Raw genomic sequence first — 15,612 nt, 5'->3', positions numbered from 1 at the left:
AAGCGCCTGTGGTTCCAGAGAGGATCGGAAAAAGCGGCGCATCATACCAGCAGCCGAGGGCCAGTGGCGCATAGGCTTGATCATGGCCTTGAGGCATACTGCGCCGACGTTTATTACAGGGTCATCGACAGCATGAAAAAAGCCAGCGCCTGGAGTCTAGCTCTGTTCGGTTGTATCGGCCTGTGGCTCGGCGCAGCACCGGCGTGGGGCGCGCCTGCACCGGCGTTGAGCGAGGTGCGGGTGTTCAAGGTGCAGTCGGCCAATTGCACTGAAACCATCCCAGAGCGGGCGGCCAGCACCCAGATGTGCACGCACCGCGGGCAAACCTTCGTGTATGTGATGGAAGTCGGCCTGGGCAACAGCTCCCAGGCGTTTTTCGATGGCGCGCCGGTGTCCGGCAGCAGCACCGCCATCTGCCAGGTCGGCGCCATCAGCCAGGCGTGCAGCGGCGCCGGCACGTTGATGGGCTACATCTATACGTTCCAGCTGGATATCGAAGCCGGCGGCACGTTCCAGTACAGCAACACCTCGATCAACCCGCCGCGCAACCAACTGGTCACCACCCTCAGCATTCGCTGATCACCACCCATCAATTGCCTTGAACGCTCATAACCCCGGGAAGTCGTACCGCTAAGACGGCGACTTCCCTGAACGCCGCGATTGCACACCAATCCGTGAGGTGTTTATGAGCGCGACCCCCAACGGCGCGGCGGCCAAGCCGTTCGTCAGTCACCCGATACACCTGACACTCAATCGCCGAGATATCCAACTGGATGTGTTGCCCTGGACCACCCTGTTGGACCTGCTGCGCGAGCAACTGGACCTGACCGGCACCAAGAAGGGCTGCGACCACGGCCAGTGCGGCGCCTGCACGGTGTTGCTCAACGGTAAGCGGGTGAACGCCTGCCTGACCCTGGCGGTGATGTGCGACGGCGCCGAGTTGACCACCATTGAAGGCCTGGCCTCGGGCGAAGACCTGCACCCGATGCAGCAGGCCTTTATCAAGCACGACGCCTTCCAGTGCGGCTACTGCACCCCGGGGCAGATTTGCTCGGCGGTGGGCCTGGCCCGCGAAGGCCGTGCCCACGACACCGCGCAAATCCAGGAACTGATGAGCGGCAACCTGTGCCGGTGCGGCGCCTACAACAACATCCGCGATGCCATCGAAGAAGCCTTGCCCGCGTGCCGCACGCAGGGAGGTGAGCAATGAATCCCTTCCACTACAGCAAGCCGGCCGACGTGCAGGAGGCGGTGCACCTGGTCAGCCCGGCGTCGCGTTTTATCGCCGGTGGTACCAACCTGCTGGACCTGATGAAAGAAAACATCAGCCGCCCCGAACACCTGATCGATATCACCGGCCTGCCGCTTCGCGACGTTGAAGAAACCACTGAGGGTGGCTTGATGATCGGCGCCCTGGTGAGCAACGCCGACCTGGCCTGGCACCCCTTGATCGAGGAGCGCTACCCGCTGCTGTCCCAGGCCATCCTCGCCGGTGCCTCACCGCAATTGCGCAACATGGCCAGCACCGGCGGCAACCTGTTGCAGCGCACCCGTTGCTACTACTTCTATGACGCCGCCGTGCCCTGCAACAAGCGCGAGCCCGGCAGTGGTTGCCCGGCGCGGGTCGGTTTGAACCGCATCCACGCGATCCTCGGGGCCAGCGACCAGTGCGTCGCCACCCATCCCTCGGACATGTGCGTGGCCCTGGCTGCCCTGGATGCCCGGGTGCATGTGCAAGGCCGTGGTGGTGCACGGGTCATCGAGTTTGCCGATTTCCACCGCTTGCCGGGCGACGCGCCCGAGCGGGATAACCAGTTGGCCGACGACGAACTGATCATCGCGATCGAGTTACCGGCCGACCACCTGGCTGCCCACAGCCACTACCTGAAAATCCGCGACCGGGCGTCCTATGCGTTCGCGCTGGTGTCGGTTGCGGCTGCGCTGGAATTGGACGGCGATGTGATCGTCGACGCCCGGCTGGCCCTGGGCGGCGTCGCCCACAAACCCTGGCGCGACCGCGCGGTGGAAGCGGCGCTGATTGGCCAATCCGTCAGCCGCGAAACCTTCAGCGCCGCCGCCGAAGCCCTGCTGCTGGACGCCGAGCCTTTGGAGCACAACGGCTTCAAAATCAAACTGGCGCGCCGCGCGATCATTCGCGCCCTGAGCGATGCCGCTGTTGCAGGAGCCACGTCATGAGCGCGATCGGCAAACCGTTGGACCGGGTGGACGGTCTGCTCAAGGTCACCGGGCACGCGCGTTATGCCGGTGAGTTTCCCGAAGATGGCCTGCTGCACGGCAGCGTGGTGTCGAGCAACATTGCCAAGGGGCGCGTCATTCGCATTGATGCGTCCAAAGCCCTGGCGCTGCCCGGTGTGGTCATGGTGCTCGATCACCTCAACCGCCCGAAACTGGCGAGCTACGATGACAGCTACGCCGACGCCGATGCCGCCGACGGCTCGCCGTTTCGCCCGCTGTATAACGACCGTGTGCTCTACAGCGGCCAGCCGCTGGCGTTGGTGATCGCCGATAACCTGGAACTGGCGCGCCACGCCGGCTCCCTGGTGGAGATCGAATACGCCGCCGAGCCCTCCGAGACCGACCTGCTGGCCTTGCAAGACCAGGCGCACCCGTCGCCGCAAACACCGCCCAAGCCCCGCGGCAACTTCCAGGCCGAATGGACCGGCGCCGCCACCTGCCTGGATCTGCACTACAGCACGCCCATCGAACACCATAACCCGATGGAGCCCCACGCCAGTACCGTGCTGTACCAGCCGGACGGCACCCTGCATATCCACGACAAAACCCAGGGCCCGCAGAACTGCCAGGCCTACGTGCAGAAAGTCTTCGGCCTGGATAAAAGCCAGGTACGGATCTTTGCCGCGTTCGTCGGCGGCGCGTTTGGTTCCGGCTTGCGTCCGCAGTACCAACTGCCGTTGGCAGTGATGGCGTCCCTGGCGTTGAAGCGCTCAGTACGCGTCACCCTCACGCGCCAACAGATGTTCACCTTCGGCTACCGCCCGCGCACCTTGCAGCGCCTGCAACTGGGCGCTGCCGCCAATGGTCGCTTGCTCGCGCTGGGGCACACCGCCATCGGCCAGACCTCACGCTTCGAGGACTTCAGCGAACACGTGGTGGAATGGAGCGGCATGCTCTATCACTGCGACAACGTGCTGTTGACCTACAAGCTGGTGCCGCTGGATGTGTTCACACCGTTGGACATGCGCGCCCCCGGCGCGGCGCTTGGGGTGATCGGCCTGGAGTGCGCCATGGACGAACTGGCCTGCGCCCTGGGCATCGACCCGGTGCAGTTGCGGCTGATCAACTATGCCGAGCGCAATCAGAATGAAGACAAGCCCTGGTCCAGTAAGGCTTTGCGCGAATGCTACAGCGAAGGTGCCGAACGGTTCGGCTGGAGCCAGCGCAACCCGGAACCGCGAAGCATGCGCGATGGCCGCCAGTTGATCGGTTGGGGCATGGCCGGTGGCGTGTGGGAAGCCCTGCAAATGAAGGCCAGCGCCAAGGCGCGCATCGACCACCTCGGCAAACTCACGGTCAGCAGCGCCACCACCGATATCGGCACCGGCACCTACACGGTCATGGCCCAGATTGCCGCCCAGGCCAGTGGTGTTCCGGTAGGCGACGTCACATTCCTGCTGGGGGATTCGTCACTGCCGACGGCGCCGTTGCAAGGTGGCTCGTTTACCGTGTCGTCGGTGGGCAGCGCGGTGCAGCAGGCGTGTGAGGCGTTGAATGCCAAGCTGTTGGACATTGCGCGCAAGACGTATCCGGCTTTTAAGGACGCCGAGTCGGCGCGGTTCGAAAATGGCCAGTTACATGCCGGTGACCAGCGCATCTCCCTGGCGCAACTGGTGCAGGACAGCGGCGAGCAGGCGCTGGAAGTGCAGGTGGATTGCGAGCCCGACAAGAAACGCGAAGGCTATGCCTCAGCCACGCATTCGGCGGTGTTTGTCGAAGTGCGGGTGGATGAGGACCTGGGCACCATCAAGGTCAGCCGGGTGGTCAGTGCGATTGCGGCAGGGAGGGTGGTCAATCCGAAAATGGCCCGCAGCCAGATCCTCGGCGGGGTGGTCTGGGGGATTGGCATGGCGTTGCATGAAGAAACCCAGATTGATCATCAATTGGGCCGCTACATGAACCACAGCCTGGCCGAGTACCACATTCCGGTAAACGCCGATATTGGCGAGATTGACGTGCTGTTTGTCGAAGAACACGACGAAATCGTCAACGCCCTGGGTTCCAAGGGTGTTGGCGAGATCGGGATAGTCGGGGTGGCGGCGGCGGTGGCCAACGCGGTGTATCACGCCACCGGCAAGCGGGTGCGGGACTTTCCCGTCACCCTCGACAAGGTGTTCTAAACCTTGGTGTCTTGCGCCGGCACATGCATGCGGTCGCGGTTGGCCAGGGTCGGGAACAGTTTGATCCAGACCCCGGTCACCACCAGCGTACCTATCCCGCCCATGACCACGGCGGGCACGGTGCCGAACCAGTGGGCGGTGATCCCTGACTCGAACTCGCCCAACTGATTCGACGCGCCGATAAACAGCCCGTTCACCGCACTCACCCGGCCGCGCATTTCATCCGGGGTTTCCAGCTGTACGAACGAAGCACGGATCACCATGCTGATCATGTCGGCTGCGCCCAATACCACCAGCACCGCCAGGGAGAACCAGAACGAGGTCGACAGGCCGAACGCAATGGTCGCCACGCCAAACACCCCAACCGCCGTAAACATGATCCGCCCCACATGCCGGTCTACCGCAAACCGCGCGAGCCACAAGGACATCACCAGCGCCCCGACCGCCGGTGCCGAACGCAGCAGCCCGAGCCCCCACGGCCCGGTCAGCAGAATGTCCTTGGCAAACACCGGCAACAGGGCCGTGGCACCGCCCAGCAGCACGGCAAACAGGTCCAGGGAAATCGCCCCGAGGATGTCGGGCCGGCTGCGAATAAAGCGAATCCCGGCCAGCAACGAGTCCATGGTCGCCTTGGCCTTGTTCAACGGCGTCTGCCGTGCCGGCAGGTTCAGGGTCAGCACGCAGGCGATCAGGTACAGCGCTACCGTCGGGCCATATACCCACACGCTGCCAAAGGCATACAGCAAACCGCCCAGGGCCGGCGCCACGATGGTTGCCAATTGCTGGGCCGATTGCGACGACGCCACCGCGCGGGGAAACAGTGCGGTCGGCACGATGCTCGGCAGCATGGCCTGGGTGGTGGGCATTTCAAACGAGCGCGCTGCGCCCAGCAGGAACGCCAGGATAAAAATCATCTCGCGGGTGACGTTGCCGGTCAGTCCGCCGATCGCCAGGGACAGTGCGATCAAGGCCTGTACGGTCTGGCAGATGGCGGCTACCTTGCGCCGTTCGTAGCGGTCGGCCACATGGCCGGTGTGCAGCATGAACAGCACCCGTGGTACGAACTCCACCAGGCCGACCAGACCCAGGTCCAGCACGTTGCCGGTCAGTTGATAGAGGTTCCAGCCGATGGCCACGGTGAGCATCTGGAAGCCGCTGGCGGTGAAGATCCGCGCCAGCCAGAACGCGATGAAAGGGCGGTGGTGACGTAACAGCAGCGCGGGTTCTCTGGGCATCGGGGAGACAGGTCTGGGTGGGGGGAAGTGAGGTTATCACCAACTTGTAACCAATAGTTGCGTAGGAGGGGTGGGAGGGGGGATATGTACAGCTGACGGGGGTACATATCCGTTTCTTCGGTAACGGCCGCTATGGGTTTCGCTCTTACAGCGACTCACTTTGGAAAAGCCCCAAAGTAAGCAAAGGGCTCTGCCCCGCCTGTCGGCACCTCGCCTAGGCTCGGTGTTCCCTCACTCCGGCATTGCTCCGCGGGCCGCCGCGACGGGGCGTCCCTGCCCCGTCGCGGCTAAACCGGCGTCCTGCCGGTTTACCCGCTCCTCAATCCCTGCGTTCGGCCTCGGGCTTATTGGGGCAGTCAGATCAAGATCAAAAGCAAGAGCACAGCGGCCTACCGGCCGGCTTGAGTGGTAGAAGCCAGATCAAAAGCCAAAGCCAAAGCCAAAGCGAAAACCAAATCTGAAACTGATGAAGCTCTGCTTTTCTGTGGGAGCTGGCTTGCCTGCGATGCAGACACCTCGGTTTTTCAGGTACACCGAGGCGATGCTATCGCAGGCAAGCCAGCTCCCACATTTGACCGTGCCCGCTGTAGATTTTGATCTTGATGTTGCCTTTGCTTCACACCACTCAAGCCGGCCTGTAGGCCGCTGTGCTGTTGATCTGCTTTTGATCTTGATCTTAGGCGCCCCGTTAAACCACGCTGGCCGAACGCAGGTAGTACGGAGCGGGTAAACCGGCAGGACGCCGGTTTAGCCGCGACGGGGCAGGGACGCCCCGTCGCGGCGGCCCGCGTAGTAATGCCGGAGTGCGGGCACACCGAGCCTAAGCGAGGTGCCGAGTGGTGGGGCAAGAGCGTTTTGCTTAGTTTTGCGCTTTTCAAAAGTGAGCCGCTGTAAGAGCGGAACCAATGCCAGCCATCACCCAAATAACGGATATGCCCCCAACGCCCGCCCAACCCCGCCACAAAAGATGTGCTGCCACTGATCTTACGCAGGCCCCCTCACCACTGAGGCAACCTGTCACGCGGCAAAAGACCACGCCTTGCTCTCGCGAAAATGGGACTACTCTTTCAGCAATGCTTGATCCAGATCAAAACCTTCGCCGGGATTGCTCTGGCGGCCGCAAGGCCAGAATCCCTGCGTGGCTGGTTAAAAAAAGAAACGAATTCAAATTCGCCACACTCCATATCCGTGGGGGCAGTGGGTGCAGGCCTCCAGCCAGCATTCGGTATTACCTGACAGAGGAAGACTTATGTTCGGTTTGGAGGCGCTAGATCTCGCCCGAATTCAATTCGCGTTCACCATCTCATTCCATATCCTGTTCCCGGCCATCACCATCGGTCTGGCCAGTTACCTTGCGGTGCTGGAAGGCCTGTGGCTCAAGACCCACAACGACACTTACCGTGACCTCTACCATTTCTGGTCGAAGATCTTTGCCGTCAACTTCGGCATGGGCGTGGTCTCCGGTTTGGTCATGGCTTATCAGTTCGGCACCAACTGGAGCCGCTTCTCGGACTTCGCCGGCGCTGTCACCGGGCCGTTGCTGACCTATGAAGTGCTCACGGCGTTCTTCCTCGAAGCCGGGTTCCTTGGGGTCATGCTGTTCGGCTGGAACAAGGTCGGACGCAAGCTGCACTTCTTTGCCACGGTGATGGTGGCCGTCGGTACGCTGATCTCGACCTTCTGGATTCTCGCCTCCAACAGCTGGATGCAGACGCCACAGGGCTTTGAAATCATTGATGGCCGGGTGATTCCCACCGACTGGCTGGCCGTGATTTTCAACCCGTCGTTCCCCTACCGCCTGATGCACATGGCCACGGCAGCGTTTGTCGCGACCGCGTTCTTTGTCGGCTCCTCGGCAGCCTGGCATTTGCTGCGCGGCAAGGACAACCCGGCGATCCGCACCATGCTCTCGATGGCGATGTGGATGGCACTGATTGTCGCGCCAATCCAGGCCGTGATCGGTGACTTCCATGGCCTCAATACCCTGAAGCATCAACCGGCGAAGATCGCTGCGATTGAAGGCCACTGGGAAAATATCGGCAACGAGCCCACGCCGCTGATCCTGTTCGGCTGGCCGGACATGAAGGCCGAAAAAACCAGATTCGCCGTGGAAATCCCGTACCTGGGCAGCCTGATCCTGACCCACTCCCTGGACAAGCAGGTGCCGGCACTCAAGGAGTTCCCGCCTGAGGACCGTCCCAACTCGACCATCGTGTTCTGGTCGTTCCGGGTCATGGTGGGCCTGGGCTTCCTGATGATTTTCACCGGCCTGTTCAGCCTCTGGCTGCGCAAGGGCGACAAGATGTACACGTCCAAGCCGTTCCTGTACCTGGCGTTGTGGATGGGCCCGTCCGGGCTGATCGCGATTCTCGCCGGTTGGTTCACCACCGAAATCGGTCGTCAGCCGTGGGTGGTCTACGGGCTGATGCGCACGGCGGACGCCTCGTCCAACCACAGTTTTGCGCAGATGAGCATTACGTTGGTGTTGTTTGTGGTGGTGTATTTCGCGCTGTTCGGCGCGGGCCTGGGCTACATGATGCGCCTGGTGCGCAAAGGGCCTGTGACCCACGAAAGCACCGAGCCCACCCACGGTGGCCCCGGGCAGAAACGCACACCGGCCCGTCCGTTGTCGGCGGCCGATGACAGCGCCGACGCCGATCACGGCGACACCTTGAACAAGGGGAACTGAGCCATGGGTATTGATCTTCCGCTGATCTGGGCCGTGATCATCATCTTCGGCATCATGATGTACGTGGTCATGGACGGCTTCGATCTGGGGATCGGCATTCTCTTCCCGTTTATCCCGGGCAAGACCGACCGTGACGTGATGATGAACACCGTCGCCCCCGTGTGGGACGGCAACGAAACCTGGCTGGTACTGGGGGGCGCGGCGCTGTTTGGCGCGTTCCCGCTGGCCTACTCGGTGGTGCTGTCGGCGCTCTATCTGCCACTGATGCTGATGCTGATCGGGCTGATCTTTCGCGGCGTGGCGTTTGAGTTCCGCTTCAAGGCCAAGGACGACAAGCGTCATCTGTGGGACAAGGCTTTCATCGGCGGCTCGCTGGCCGCGACGTTCTTCCAGGGCGTGGCACTGGGGGCGTTCATTGATGGGATTCCGGTGGTCGACCGCCAGTTTGCCGGCGGCTCACTGGACTGGCTGACGCCGTTCACGATGTTCTGCGGCGTGGCCCTGATCGTGGCGTATGCGCTGCTGGGTTGCACCTGGCTGATCATGAAGACCGAAGGCAGCCTGCAGGAGAAGATGCACAACCTGGCACGGCCCCTGGCATTCGTGGTGCTGGCGGTGATTGGTATCGTCAGCCTCTGGACGCCGCTGGCCCACCCGGAAATCGCCTCGCGCTGGTTCACCCTGCCGAACCTGTTCTGGTTCCTGCCGGTGCCGATCCTGGTGCTGGTGACCATGTACGGGCTGATTCGCGCCGTGGCCCGCAATGCGCACTACACGCCGTTCCTGTTGACGCTGGTGCTGATCTTCCTCGGTTACAGCGGCTTGGGTATCAGCCTGTGGCCGAACATCATCCCGCCATCGGTATCGATCTGGGACGCTGCCGCACCGCCGCAAAGCCAGGGCTTCATGCTGGTGGGCACACTGTTCATCATCCCGTTCATCCTGGGCTATACCTTCTGGAGCTACTACGTGTTCCGCGGCAAGGTCACCCACGAAGACGGTTACCACTAGGAGGATTGACTCATGTCCGGCAAACCTTCGTTGCACGACATCGAACAGGCCGAAAAAAAGCCGCTCTGGCAGCGGCTGGGCTGGCTGGCGATGATCTGGACCGGCAGTGTCGTGGCCCTGTTCGTGGTGGCCAGCCTGATGCGCATGTTCATGAATGCCGCGGGCCTGACCACCCACTGACATCCCGTTGTACGTATTGCCCTCCTTTATGGAGGGCTTTTTTATTTGCGCGCCTTGAGCACCACGAACTTCGGCGTGGTCGCCACTTGCTCGACGCCGCGGAACAAGCGCGCCAATTTGGTGTGATAACCCAAGTGACGGTTGCCGACGATATACAGCGCGCCGCCGACCACCAGGGCTTCCCGCGCCTGCTGGAACATGCGCCAGGCGAGGAAGTCGCCCACCACCTGCTGCTGGTGGAACGGCGGGTTGCACAGCACCACGTCCAACGATTGCGGCGCTTGATCGGCCAAGCCATCGCCGGGGCGGATCAGCACGTCACGTTCGCCCAGCGCTGCGCGCCAGTTCTCGGCCGCCGATTGCACGGCCATATAAGACTCGTCCACCAGCGTGTACTGCGCCTCGGGGTTTTGCAGCGCGCTGGCAATCGCCAATACGCCGTTGCCACAGCCCAGGTCCGCAACCCGGGCGCCGCCCAGGTTGCTCGGCAGGTGCGGCAGAAAGGCGCGAGTGCCGATGTCCAGCCCTTCGCGGCAGAACACGTTGGCGTGGTTGAGCAGTTCGATGGCCGGGGTTTCCAGGCTATAGCGCGTAGGGTAGGGCGACACGGCGTGTGGCCGGTCGGCCAGGGTGGCGATTAGCAGGCGGGCTTTTTTCACCGCCAGTGAAGCGTGCATCGGCCCGATGTAGCGCTCCAGCAATTCACCGGCGGCGCGAGGCAGGTGCTTGACCATCGCCCCGGCAATCACCTCGGCACCAGGGGCCAGTTGGCCCTGCAGGCGAATCAGTTGTTCTTCCAGCAGGGCCAGGGTCTTGGGTACGCGGATCAGTACTCGGTCGAACGGCCCGACCGGCGTCTGGCTGGCGGGCAGGAACGTTACCGCGTCGAAGGCCTTGCCGTTGCGCGCCAGGTTTTTTTCCAGGCCCAGGGCACCCAGGAACGAGTCGCCGCTGGAGGTGACCTGCACATGCCCTTCGAGGCTGGCCGCCAGGGCGCCGAAACTGTCGTTGAGCACCAGCACGCGAGTGGCCGGGGTCGGCTGCTGTTCCGCCAGGTGGCTGAGCAAATACTCGTCGGCCGCATCAAAGGCTTGCAACGGGTCGTTGTGCTGTTCGGGCTGGCGGATCAGGTCGAGTTGGGCGAAGGTGCTGTCGAGCAGGGGCATGGCGGGGGAGACTCTGGGTAAACGGACCATCTGGGTGAACGGCGACGCGGCCCTTGGAGCTTGCGTCATCACCCGGAACTGGCTGCAAATGTTACGTTTTTTTTGAGGGGATTACATTCGGTGTTTTAAAACAGACCGGCCTTGACCGCGGTCATCACGGCGGCAATCTTGTTCGAGACGCCCAGCTTTTTCATGGCGCTGCTGATATGAAAGCCGACCGTGCGTTCTGACAGGCAAAGAATAGTCGCAATGTCCGAGGCGGTTTTACCCATGGCCGACCATTGCAGGATTTCGGTCTCGCGCGGGGTCAACTTGCTGGGCGCTTGCACGCCGGGCTTGTCGGCATACTTCTGTGCCACCACCGCGTGCAGGGCGTGACAAAGCCATAGGGCTTGCCCGGCTTTCTCGTAAAGTTCTTCAGGGCTTACAGGGCCGGTATCGCGTCCCAGGCTCAGCATGCTGAAAACCCCCTGAAAGTCATGGACTGACTGGGTCCATCCGAAATTCAAGCCTTGGGATTGGGCGTGAACCCATAAGTCCGGTACCGAGGAAAAGGTTTTTTCGTCCCATACGATCGGCAGCACCGAGCGCTTGCAATGGGCCACAACGGGGTCCAGGTCAAAGTAGTCTTGTTGTTTGTAGAGGGTGTTCCATTCATTTGAATAGTTGTTGATGCGGACGGTCTTCGTTGGGTTGTTTGGCAGGTGAGAACTGAGTATGAATCCGCAGTACTGAAAGTCGAGCTCGTAAGTAAGATTCAGGGCCGCTTCATACATACTGGTGATTTCGTTCTCGCCTTCCAGTTTGGGTAAGCGAGTATTGCGCCAGTTGACCATTTGTACATCTCCATGAGTTTTCCCTTTCTATCTGTGACTTGGGACTGCTCGCCTCTCAGGGTCGACCCGAAAATCAGTGTAGGACACGAGCCGGGTGTAAAAATGAAAATTTAGTTATCCCTGCCGGGCTTTTAGAAGGCCAGGCGCTCTACAGAGTTAAACGTGTTGTATAAGTTGTCTGTGTTTTATGCGGAATGTTTAGTGTTATTAGTGGCTTGTCATTAATGTCACTTTGATAGTGTTTATATGCCTTACACCCTCTGAGCGCTGATTGGGTGTGAGTTAATAGCTAAATAGTTAGTACAAATTGAAGGGTTGCTATTTCTAGCTTTTCAGAAAAAACCTGCATCCCTAGCCCCTCGTGGCAGCAATGCCAGTACAAACCAGCGGTGTTTCCAGGCGCTGCTTTGAGGGACACTAGGGGTCTGTGCAAAACGGAGTTCCCCATGACGGCCAGTGCTGAAAAATTCACCCGCCAGACGTTGCTTGACGTGCAATCCCTGACCCCCAGCCTGTTTACCCTGCGTACGACCCGGGACCCGGGCTTTCGATTTCGCGCCGGCCAATTCGTGCGCCTGGGCGTCACCAAGGCCGATGGCAGCATTGTGTGGCGTGCCTATTCGGTGGTGTCCTCGCCGTTTGATGAGCACCTGGATTTTTTCTCCATCGTGGTGCCGGGCGGTGAGTTCACCAGTGAACTGAGCCGCCTGCGTGAGGGCGATACCTTGTTGGTGGAGCGCCAGGCCACGGGCTTCCTCACCCTTGACCGGTTTGTGGATGGCCGCGATCTCTGGCTGTTGGGCACCGGGACTGGCATTGCGCCGTTTCTGTCGATCCTGCAGGACTTCGAGGTGTGGGAAAAATTCGAGCGCATCATCCTGGTCTACAGCGCGCGGGAGGCCCGGGAGTTGGCCTATCAGTCACTGATCCATGAACTGGGTGAACGCGAGTACCTGGCGGAACACGCCCACAAGCTCACTTACGTTCCCATCGTCACCCGTGAGCAACATCCGGGCGCACTGAATGGACGGATTACCACGCTGATCGAGAATGGCGAACTGGAGCGCGCTGCCGGCGTCGAGCTGACCCCCGAGCATTCCAGGGTGATGATTTGCGGCAACCCGCAGATGATCGATGACACCCGCCAGTTGCTCAAGCAACGCGACATGCAACTGAGCCTGACCCGTCGCCCCGGCCAGGTGGCCGTAGAAAACTACTGGTAAAACAAAGGCGCCCCGAAGGCGCCTTTGCTTTATCTGCCGAGCTTACTCGGGCTTGCTGTTCTGTGCCTTGAGCAGATCGCGGATCTCTCCCAGCAGCTCTTCTTCCTTGGTAGGAACCGGCGGCAAGGTAGGCGCCACGGCCTCTTCACGCTTCAGGCGGTTGATGGCCTTCACACCCATGAAGATCGCAAACGCGACGATCACGAAGTCGATCACGCTCTGGATGAACTTGCCATATGCCAGCACCACTGCAGGCGCATCGCCTTGGGCAGCCTTGAGTGTGACGGCCAGGTCGCCGAAGTCCACACCACCGATCAACAGACCGATAGGGGGCATCACTACGTCGCCTACAAACGAGGAAACAATTTTCCCGAAGGCGGCGCCGATGATAATACCGACGGCCATGTCGACCACATTACCTTTGACCGCGAAGGCCTTGAACTCACTTAACACGCCCATAGGTTATTCCTTGTTACAGATGAGGAGGTAGAAGCCAGTGTAAGACAGTGTGGCGAGGCTTGCTCGACACAACTGCTAACAGTGTCCGTTTTTATCGACACATTAAAACGCAAATAGTTTGCAAAGTGCCACCAATCGCGCGCGGAATACCCGCTATTTCAGGGGGTTACCACACTATTTTCTTTATCGGGGTGGTACGGCTTTTCTATTTATCTTCTGACTCGCGGGTCACTAGCCTCTGGCAAGCACAACTCAATGTGCACTAAAAAAACCAGAGGATACCTCGATGAAAAACCCTATTAGCCGCGGGCCTGTTTCTGCGCGACGGGTGCTGCTTGTAATGGGCGCCAGTCTTCTTTCGCTGTCCGTACACGCCGCCAACCTCACCCGCGATAATGGAGCGGCGGTCGGTGACAATCAGAACTCGCAAACTGCCGGGGCCAATGGCCCGGTGCTGTTGCAAGACGTGCAACTGATCCAGAAGTTGCAGCGCTTCGACCGCGAACGTATCCCGGAGCGTGTGGTGCATGCCCGTGGCACCGGCGCCCACGGTACGTTCACCGTCACCGACAACCTCAGCGACCTGACCAAGGCCAAGGTATTTGCCGCCGGTGAAGCCACGCCGGTGTTTGTGCGCTTCTCTGCGGTCGTTCACGGCAACCATTCGCCGGAAACCCTGCGTGACCCGCGCGGGTTTGCTACCAAGTTCTACACCGCCGAAGGCAACTGGGACCTGGTAGGCAACAACTTCCCGACGTTCTTTATTCGTGACGCCATCAAGTTCCCGGACATGGTTCATGCCTTTAAGCCTGACCCGCGCACTAACCTGGATGACGATTCCCGTCGTTTTGACTTCTTCTCCCATGTTCCAGAGTCCACGCGCACATTGACCGAGTTGTACTCGGACTCCGGTACACCGGCCAGTTATCGCGAGATGGATGGCAACGGTGTACATGCCTATAAGTTGATTAACGCCAAGGGCGAAGTGCACTACGTCAAGTTTCACTGGAAGAGCCTGCAAGGCATCAAGAACCTCGATCCAAAACAAGTGGTTGAAGTCCAGGGCCGCGATTACAGCCATATGACCAATGACTTGGTCACGCACATTAACAAGGGTGATTTCCCCAAGTGGGACTTGTATGTGCAAGTGCTGAAACCTGAGGACTTGGCCAAGTTTGATTTCGACCCGCTGGACGCCACCAAGATCTGGCCAAACGTGCCGGAGCGCAAAGTCGGGCAAATGGTGCTGAACCGCAACCCGGCCAACGTCTTCCAGGAAACCGAGCAAGTGGCCATGGCCCCGGCGAACCTGGTGCCGGGCATCGAGCCGTCGGAAGACCGCCTGCTGCAAGGCCGGGTGTTCTCCTATGCCGACACGCAAATGTACCGCCTGGGGCCAAACGCTCTGCAACTGCCGATCAACGCACCCCGGGTAACCGTCAATAACGGTAACCAGGACGGCGCGATGAACTTCGGCAAAACCACCACCGGCGTGAACTACCAGCCTAGCCGCCTGCTGCCACGGGAAGAGCCGCAAACCGCCCGTTACAGCCAGTCGGCCCTGTCGGGCAGCACCCAGCAGGCGAAGATCCAGCGTGAGCAGAACTTCAAGCAGGCCGGTGATTTGTACCGCTCGTTCAACAAGAAAGAGCGTCAGGACTTGATCGACAACTTTGGTGGCTCCCTGGCCACCACCGATGACGAGAGCAAGCACATCATCCTGTCGTTCCTCTACAAGGCTGATCCGGAGTACGGCACCGGCGTGACCAAAGTCGCCAAGGGTGACCTGGCCCGCGTCAAGGCGCTGGCTGAAAAACTGACGGACTGATGGGTTAGCCCCTGTCGGCGCCCGAAGGGGCGTCGACACCTGGCAGGAGAAACGCCATGCGTATCTACATCGCTTTATTCACCGCCTTGCTGGCTTTTACCGCTCATGCCGAGTCGTCCGACCCGGAAGCGGTAAAAACACAGCTCCAGGATTACTACTTCGACGCGGCCCGCCGTGGCGACGTGGACATGCTCAATACCTTCACCGAATCAGGCTATTCGCTGAACACCCAGGACGAAAAAGGCTACACCGCGCTGATTCTCGCGGCCTACCACGGCGAGGGGGCGTACGTGGATCGTTTGCTCGCCGCCGGCGCCGATGCCTGCGTGCAGGACAAGCGCGGCAACACCGCGTTGATGGGGGCGATCTTCAAGGGAGAGCTGAAAATCGCCCAGCGTCTGCTTGCCACCGACTGCAACCCCGACCAGCGCAACGGCGCCGGACAAACGGCGGCCATGTATGCCGGGCTGTTCAAACGTGTGGAGCTGCTGGACGAACTGAAAGCCAAGGGCGCCGATCTCAACGCCGAAGACCCGATCGGTAACAGCGCTTCACGTTTGGCCAGCGGTGAAATCCGTACCCCGGCGCCGCGCTGAGCTATCATCGCGG

Annotated in this window: 14 protein-coding genes; 10 read left to right on the top strand and 4 right to left on the bottom strand. The window is 60.8% G+C overall.

Annotated features, from left to right (window positions below; all coding sequences use genetic code 11):
• Positions 1–132: 132 nt before the first annotated feature.
• From HKK54_RS05920 to HKK54_RS05905, 4 genes are all read left to right on the top strand, one after another.
• A complete protein-coding gene (locus tag HKK54_RS05920) occupies positions 133–579 on the top strand; it encodes a DUF4879 domain-containing protein (protein ID WP_010174882.1) in 447 nt (148 codons plus the stop codon).
• A gap of 106 nt (positions 580–685) precedes the next feature.
• On the top strand, positions 686–1,210 hold the full coding sequence (locus tag HKK54_RS05915) for a (2Fe-2S)-binding protein (protein WP_169386353.1): 525 nt from the start codon (positions 686–688) through the stop codon (positions 1,208–1,210).
• A complete protein-coding gene (locus HKK54_RS05910; protein WP_010174887.1) occupies positions 1,207–2,196 on the top strand; it encodes an FAD binding domain-containing protein in 990 nt (329 codons plus the stop codon). Before HKK54_RS05915 ends, HKK54_RS05910 begins: the two co-directional genes overlap by 4 nt.
• Positions 2,193–4,376, top strand: coding sequence for a xanthine dehydrogenase family protein molybdopterin-binding subunit (locus tag HKK54_RS05905; protein WP_169386352.1), 2,184 nt, complete (start codon positions 2,193–2,195; stop codon positions 4,374–4,376). The genes HKK54_RS05910 and HKK54_RS05905 overlap by 4 nt, the downstream gene beginning before the upstream one ends.
• On the opposite strand, the gene HKK54_RS05900 is transcribed toward HKK54_RS05905, so the two are convergent.
• Positions 4,373–5,611, bottom strand: coding sequence for an MFS transporter (locus HKK54_RS05900; protein WP_169386351.1), 1,239 nt, complete (start codon positions 5,609–5,611; stop codon positions 4,373–4,375). The two genes, HKK54_RS05905 and HKK54_RS05900, sit on opposite strands and share 4 nt — an antisense overlap.
• A gap of 1,249 nt (positions 5,612–6,860) precedes the next feature.
• On the opposite strand from HKK54_RS05900, the gene HKK54_RS05895 reads away from it, so the two are divergent.
• The 3 genes from HKK54_RS05895 to HKK54_RS05885 are packed head-to-tail and all read left to right on the top strand — an operon-like array spanning position 6,861 to position 9,491.
• Positions 6,861–8,300, top strand: coding sequence for a cytochrome ubiquinol oxidase subunit I (locus tag HKK54_RS05895; RefSeq protein ID WP_010174899.1), 1,440 nt, complete (start codon positions 6,861–6,863; stop codon positions 8,298–8,300).
• Positions 8,301–8,303: 3 nt separating this feature from the next.
• Positions 8,304–9,311 carry a cytochrome d ubiquinol oxidase subunit II gene (gene cydB, locus HKK54_RS05890; RefSeq protein WP_008432810.1) on the top strand — a complete coding sequence of 336 codons (1,008 nt, stop codon included), beginning with the start codon at positions 8,304–8,306 and terminating at the stop codon, positions 9,309–9,311.
• A 12-nt stretch (positions 9,312–9,323) separates the two neighbouring features.
• A complete protein-coding gene (locus HKK54_RS05885; protein ID WP_010174906.1) occupies positions 9,324–9,491 on the top strand; it encodes a DUF2474 domain-containing protein in 168 nt (55 codons plus the stop codon).
• A gap of 41 nt (positions 9,492–9,532) precedes the next feature.
• Here the strand turns inward: HKK54_RS05885 and HKK54_RS05880 are convergent, their stop codons facing one another.
• The gene (locus HKK54_RS05880; RefSeq protein ID WP_169386350.1) at positions 9,533–10,657 is read right to left on the bottom strand and encodes a methyltransferase; all 1,125 of its coding nucleotides are present in this window, start codon (positions 10,655–10,657) and stop codon (positions 9,533–9,535) included.
• A 125-nt stretch (positions 10,658–10,782) separates the two neighbouring features.
• Positions 10,783–11,493, bottom strand: coding sequence for a helix-turn-helix transcriptional regulator (locus HKK54_RS05875; protein WP_010174910.1), 711 nt, complete (start codon positions 11,491–11,493; stop codon positions 10,783–10,785).
• A gap of 446 nt (positions 11,494–11,939) precedes the next feature.
• Here HKK54_RS05875 and HKK54_RS05870 point away from each other — a divergent pair, with 446 nt between their 5' ends.
• On the top strand, positions 11,940–12,716 hold the full coding sequence (locus HKK54_RS05870) for a ferredoxin--NADP reductase (RefSeq protein ID WP_169386349.1): 777 nt from the start codon (positions 11,940–11,942) through the stop codon (positions 12,714–12,716).
• A gap of 42 nt (positions 12,717–12,758) precedes the next feature.
• On the opposite strand, the gene mscL is transcribed toward HKK54_RS05870, so the two are convergent.
• Positions 12,759–13,175, bottom strand: coding sequence for a large-conductance mechanosensitive channel protein MscL (mscL, locus tag HKK54_RS05865; protein WP_010174913.1), 417 nt, complete (start codon positions 13,173–13,175; stop codon positions 12,759–12,761).
• A gap of 286 nt (positions 13,176–13,461) precedes the next feature.
• On the opposite strand from mscL, the gene katB reads away from it, so the two are divergent.
• Entirely contained in the window at positions 13,462–15,003 is a 1,542-nt protein-coding gene (gene katB / locus HKK54_RS05860; RefSeq protein ID WP_029616068.1) for a catalase KatB, read from the top strand.
• Positions 15,004–15,059: 56 nt separating this feature from the next.
• The gene (locus HKK54_RS05855; protein ID WP_169386348.1) at positions 15,060–15,599 is read left to right on the top strand and encodes an ankyrin repeat domain-containing protein; all 540 of its coding nucleotides are present in this window, start codon (positions 15,060–15,062) and stop codon (positions 15,597–15,599) included.
• The last annotated feature ends 13 nt before the right edge of the window (positions 15,600–15,612 follow it).

Source organism: Pseudomonas sp. ADAK13 (assembly GCF_012935715.1).
Taxonomy (GTDB): domain Bacteria; phylum Pseudomonadota; class Gammaproteobacteria; order Pseudomonadales; family Pseudomonadaceae; genus Aquipseudomonas.
This window is presented reverse-complemented; position numbering and strand designations above follow the sequence as displayed.

What these genes read in the sequence shown, in the direction of transcription:
- HKK54_RS05905 (WP_169386352.1), top strand. Translation starts at nt 2,193, where the DNA reads ATGAGCGCGATCGGCAAACCGTTGGACCGGGTGGACGGTCTGCTCAAG.
- HKK54_RS05910 (WP_010174887.1), top strand. Translation starts at nt 1,207, where the DNA reads ATGAATCCCTTCCACTACAGCAAGCCGGCCGACGTGCAGGAGGCGGTG.
- mscL (WP_010174913.1), bottom strand. Translation starts at nt 13,175, where the DNA reads ATGGGCGTGTTAAGTGAGTTCAAGGCCTTCGCGGTCAAAGGTAATGTG.
- HKK54_RS05855 (WP_169386348.1), top strand. Translation starts at nt 15,060, where the DNA reads ATGCGTATCTACATCGCTTTATTCACCGCCTTGCTGGCTTTTACCGCT.
- cydB (WP_008432810.1), top strand. Translation starts at nt 8,304, where the DNA reads ATGGGTATTGATCTTCCGCTGATCTGGGCCGTGATCATCATCTTCGGC.
- katB (WP_029616068.1), top strand. Translation starts at nt 13,462, where the DNA reads ATGAAAAACCCTATTAGCCGCGGGCCTGTTTCTGCGCGACGGGTGCTG.
- HKK54_RS05895 (WP_010174899.1), top strand. Translation starts at nt 6,861, where the DNA reads ATGTTCGGTTTGGAGGCGCTAGATCTCGCCCGAATTCAATTCGCGTTC.
- HKK54_RS05900 (WP_169386351.1), bottom strand. Translation starts at nt 5,611, where the DNA reads ATGCCCAGAGAACCCGCGCTGCTGTTACGTCACCACCGCCCTTTCATC.
- HKK54_RS05870 (WP_169386349.1), top strand. Translation starts at nt 11,940, where the DNA reads ATGACGGCCAGTGCTGAAAAATTCACCCGCCAGACGTTGCTTGACGTG.
- HKK54_RS05880 (WP_169386350.1), bottom strand. Translation starts at nt 10,657, where the DNA reads ATGCCCCTGCTCGACAGCACCTTCGCCCAACTCGACCTGATCCGCCAG.
- HKK54_RS05920 (WP_010174882.1), top strand. Translation starts at nt 133, where the DNA reads ATGAAAAAAGCCAGCGCCTGGAGTCTAGCTCTGTTCGGTTGTATCGGC.
- HKK54_RS05875 (WP_010174910.1), bottom strand. Translation starts at nt 11,493, where the DNA reads ATGGTCAACTGGCGCAATACTCGCTTACCCAAACTGGAAGGCGAGAAC.
- HKK54_RS05915 (WP_169386353.1), top strand. Translation starts at nt 686, where the DNA reads ATGAGCGCGACCCCCAACGGCGCGGCGGCCAAGCCGTTCGTCAGTCAC.
- HKK54_RS05885 (WP_010174906.1), top strand. Translation starts at nt 9,324, where the DNA reads ATGTCCGGCAAACCTTCGTTGCACGACATCGAACAGGCCGAAAAAAAG.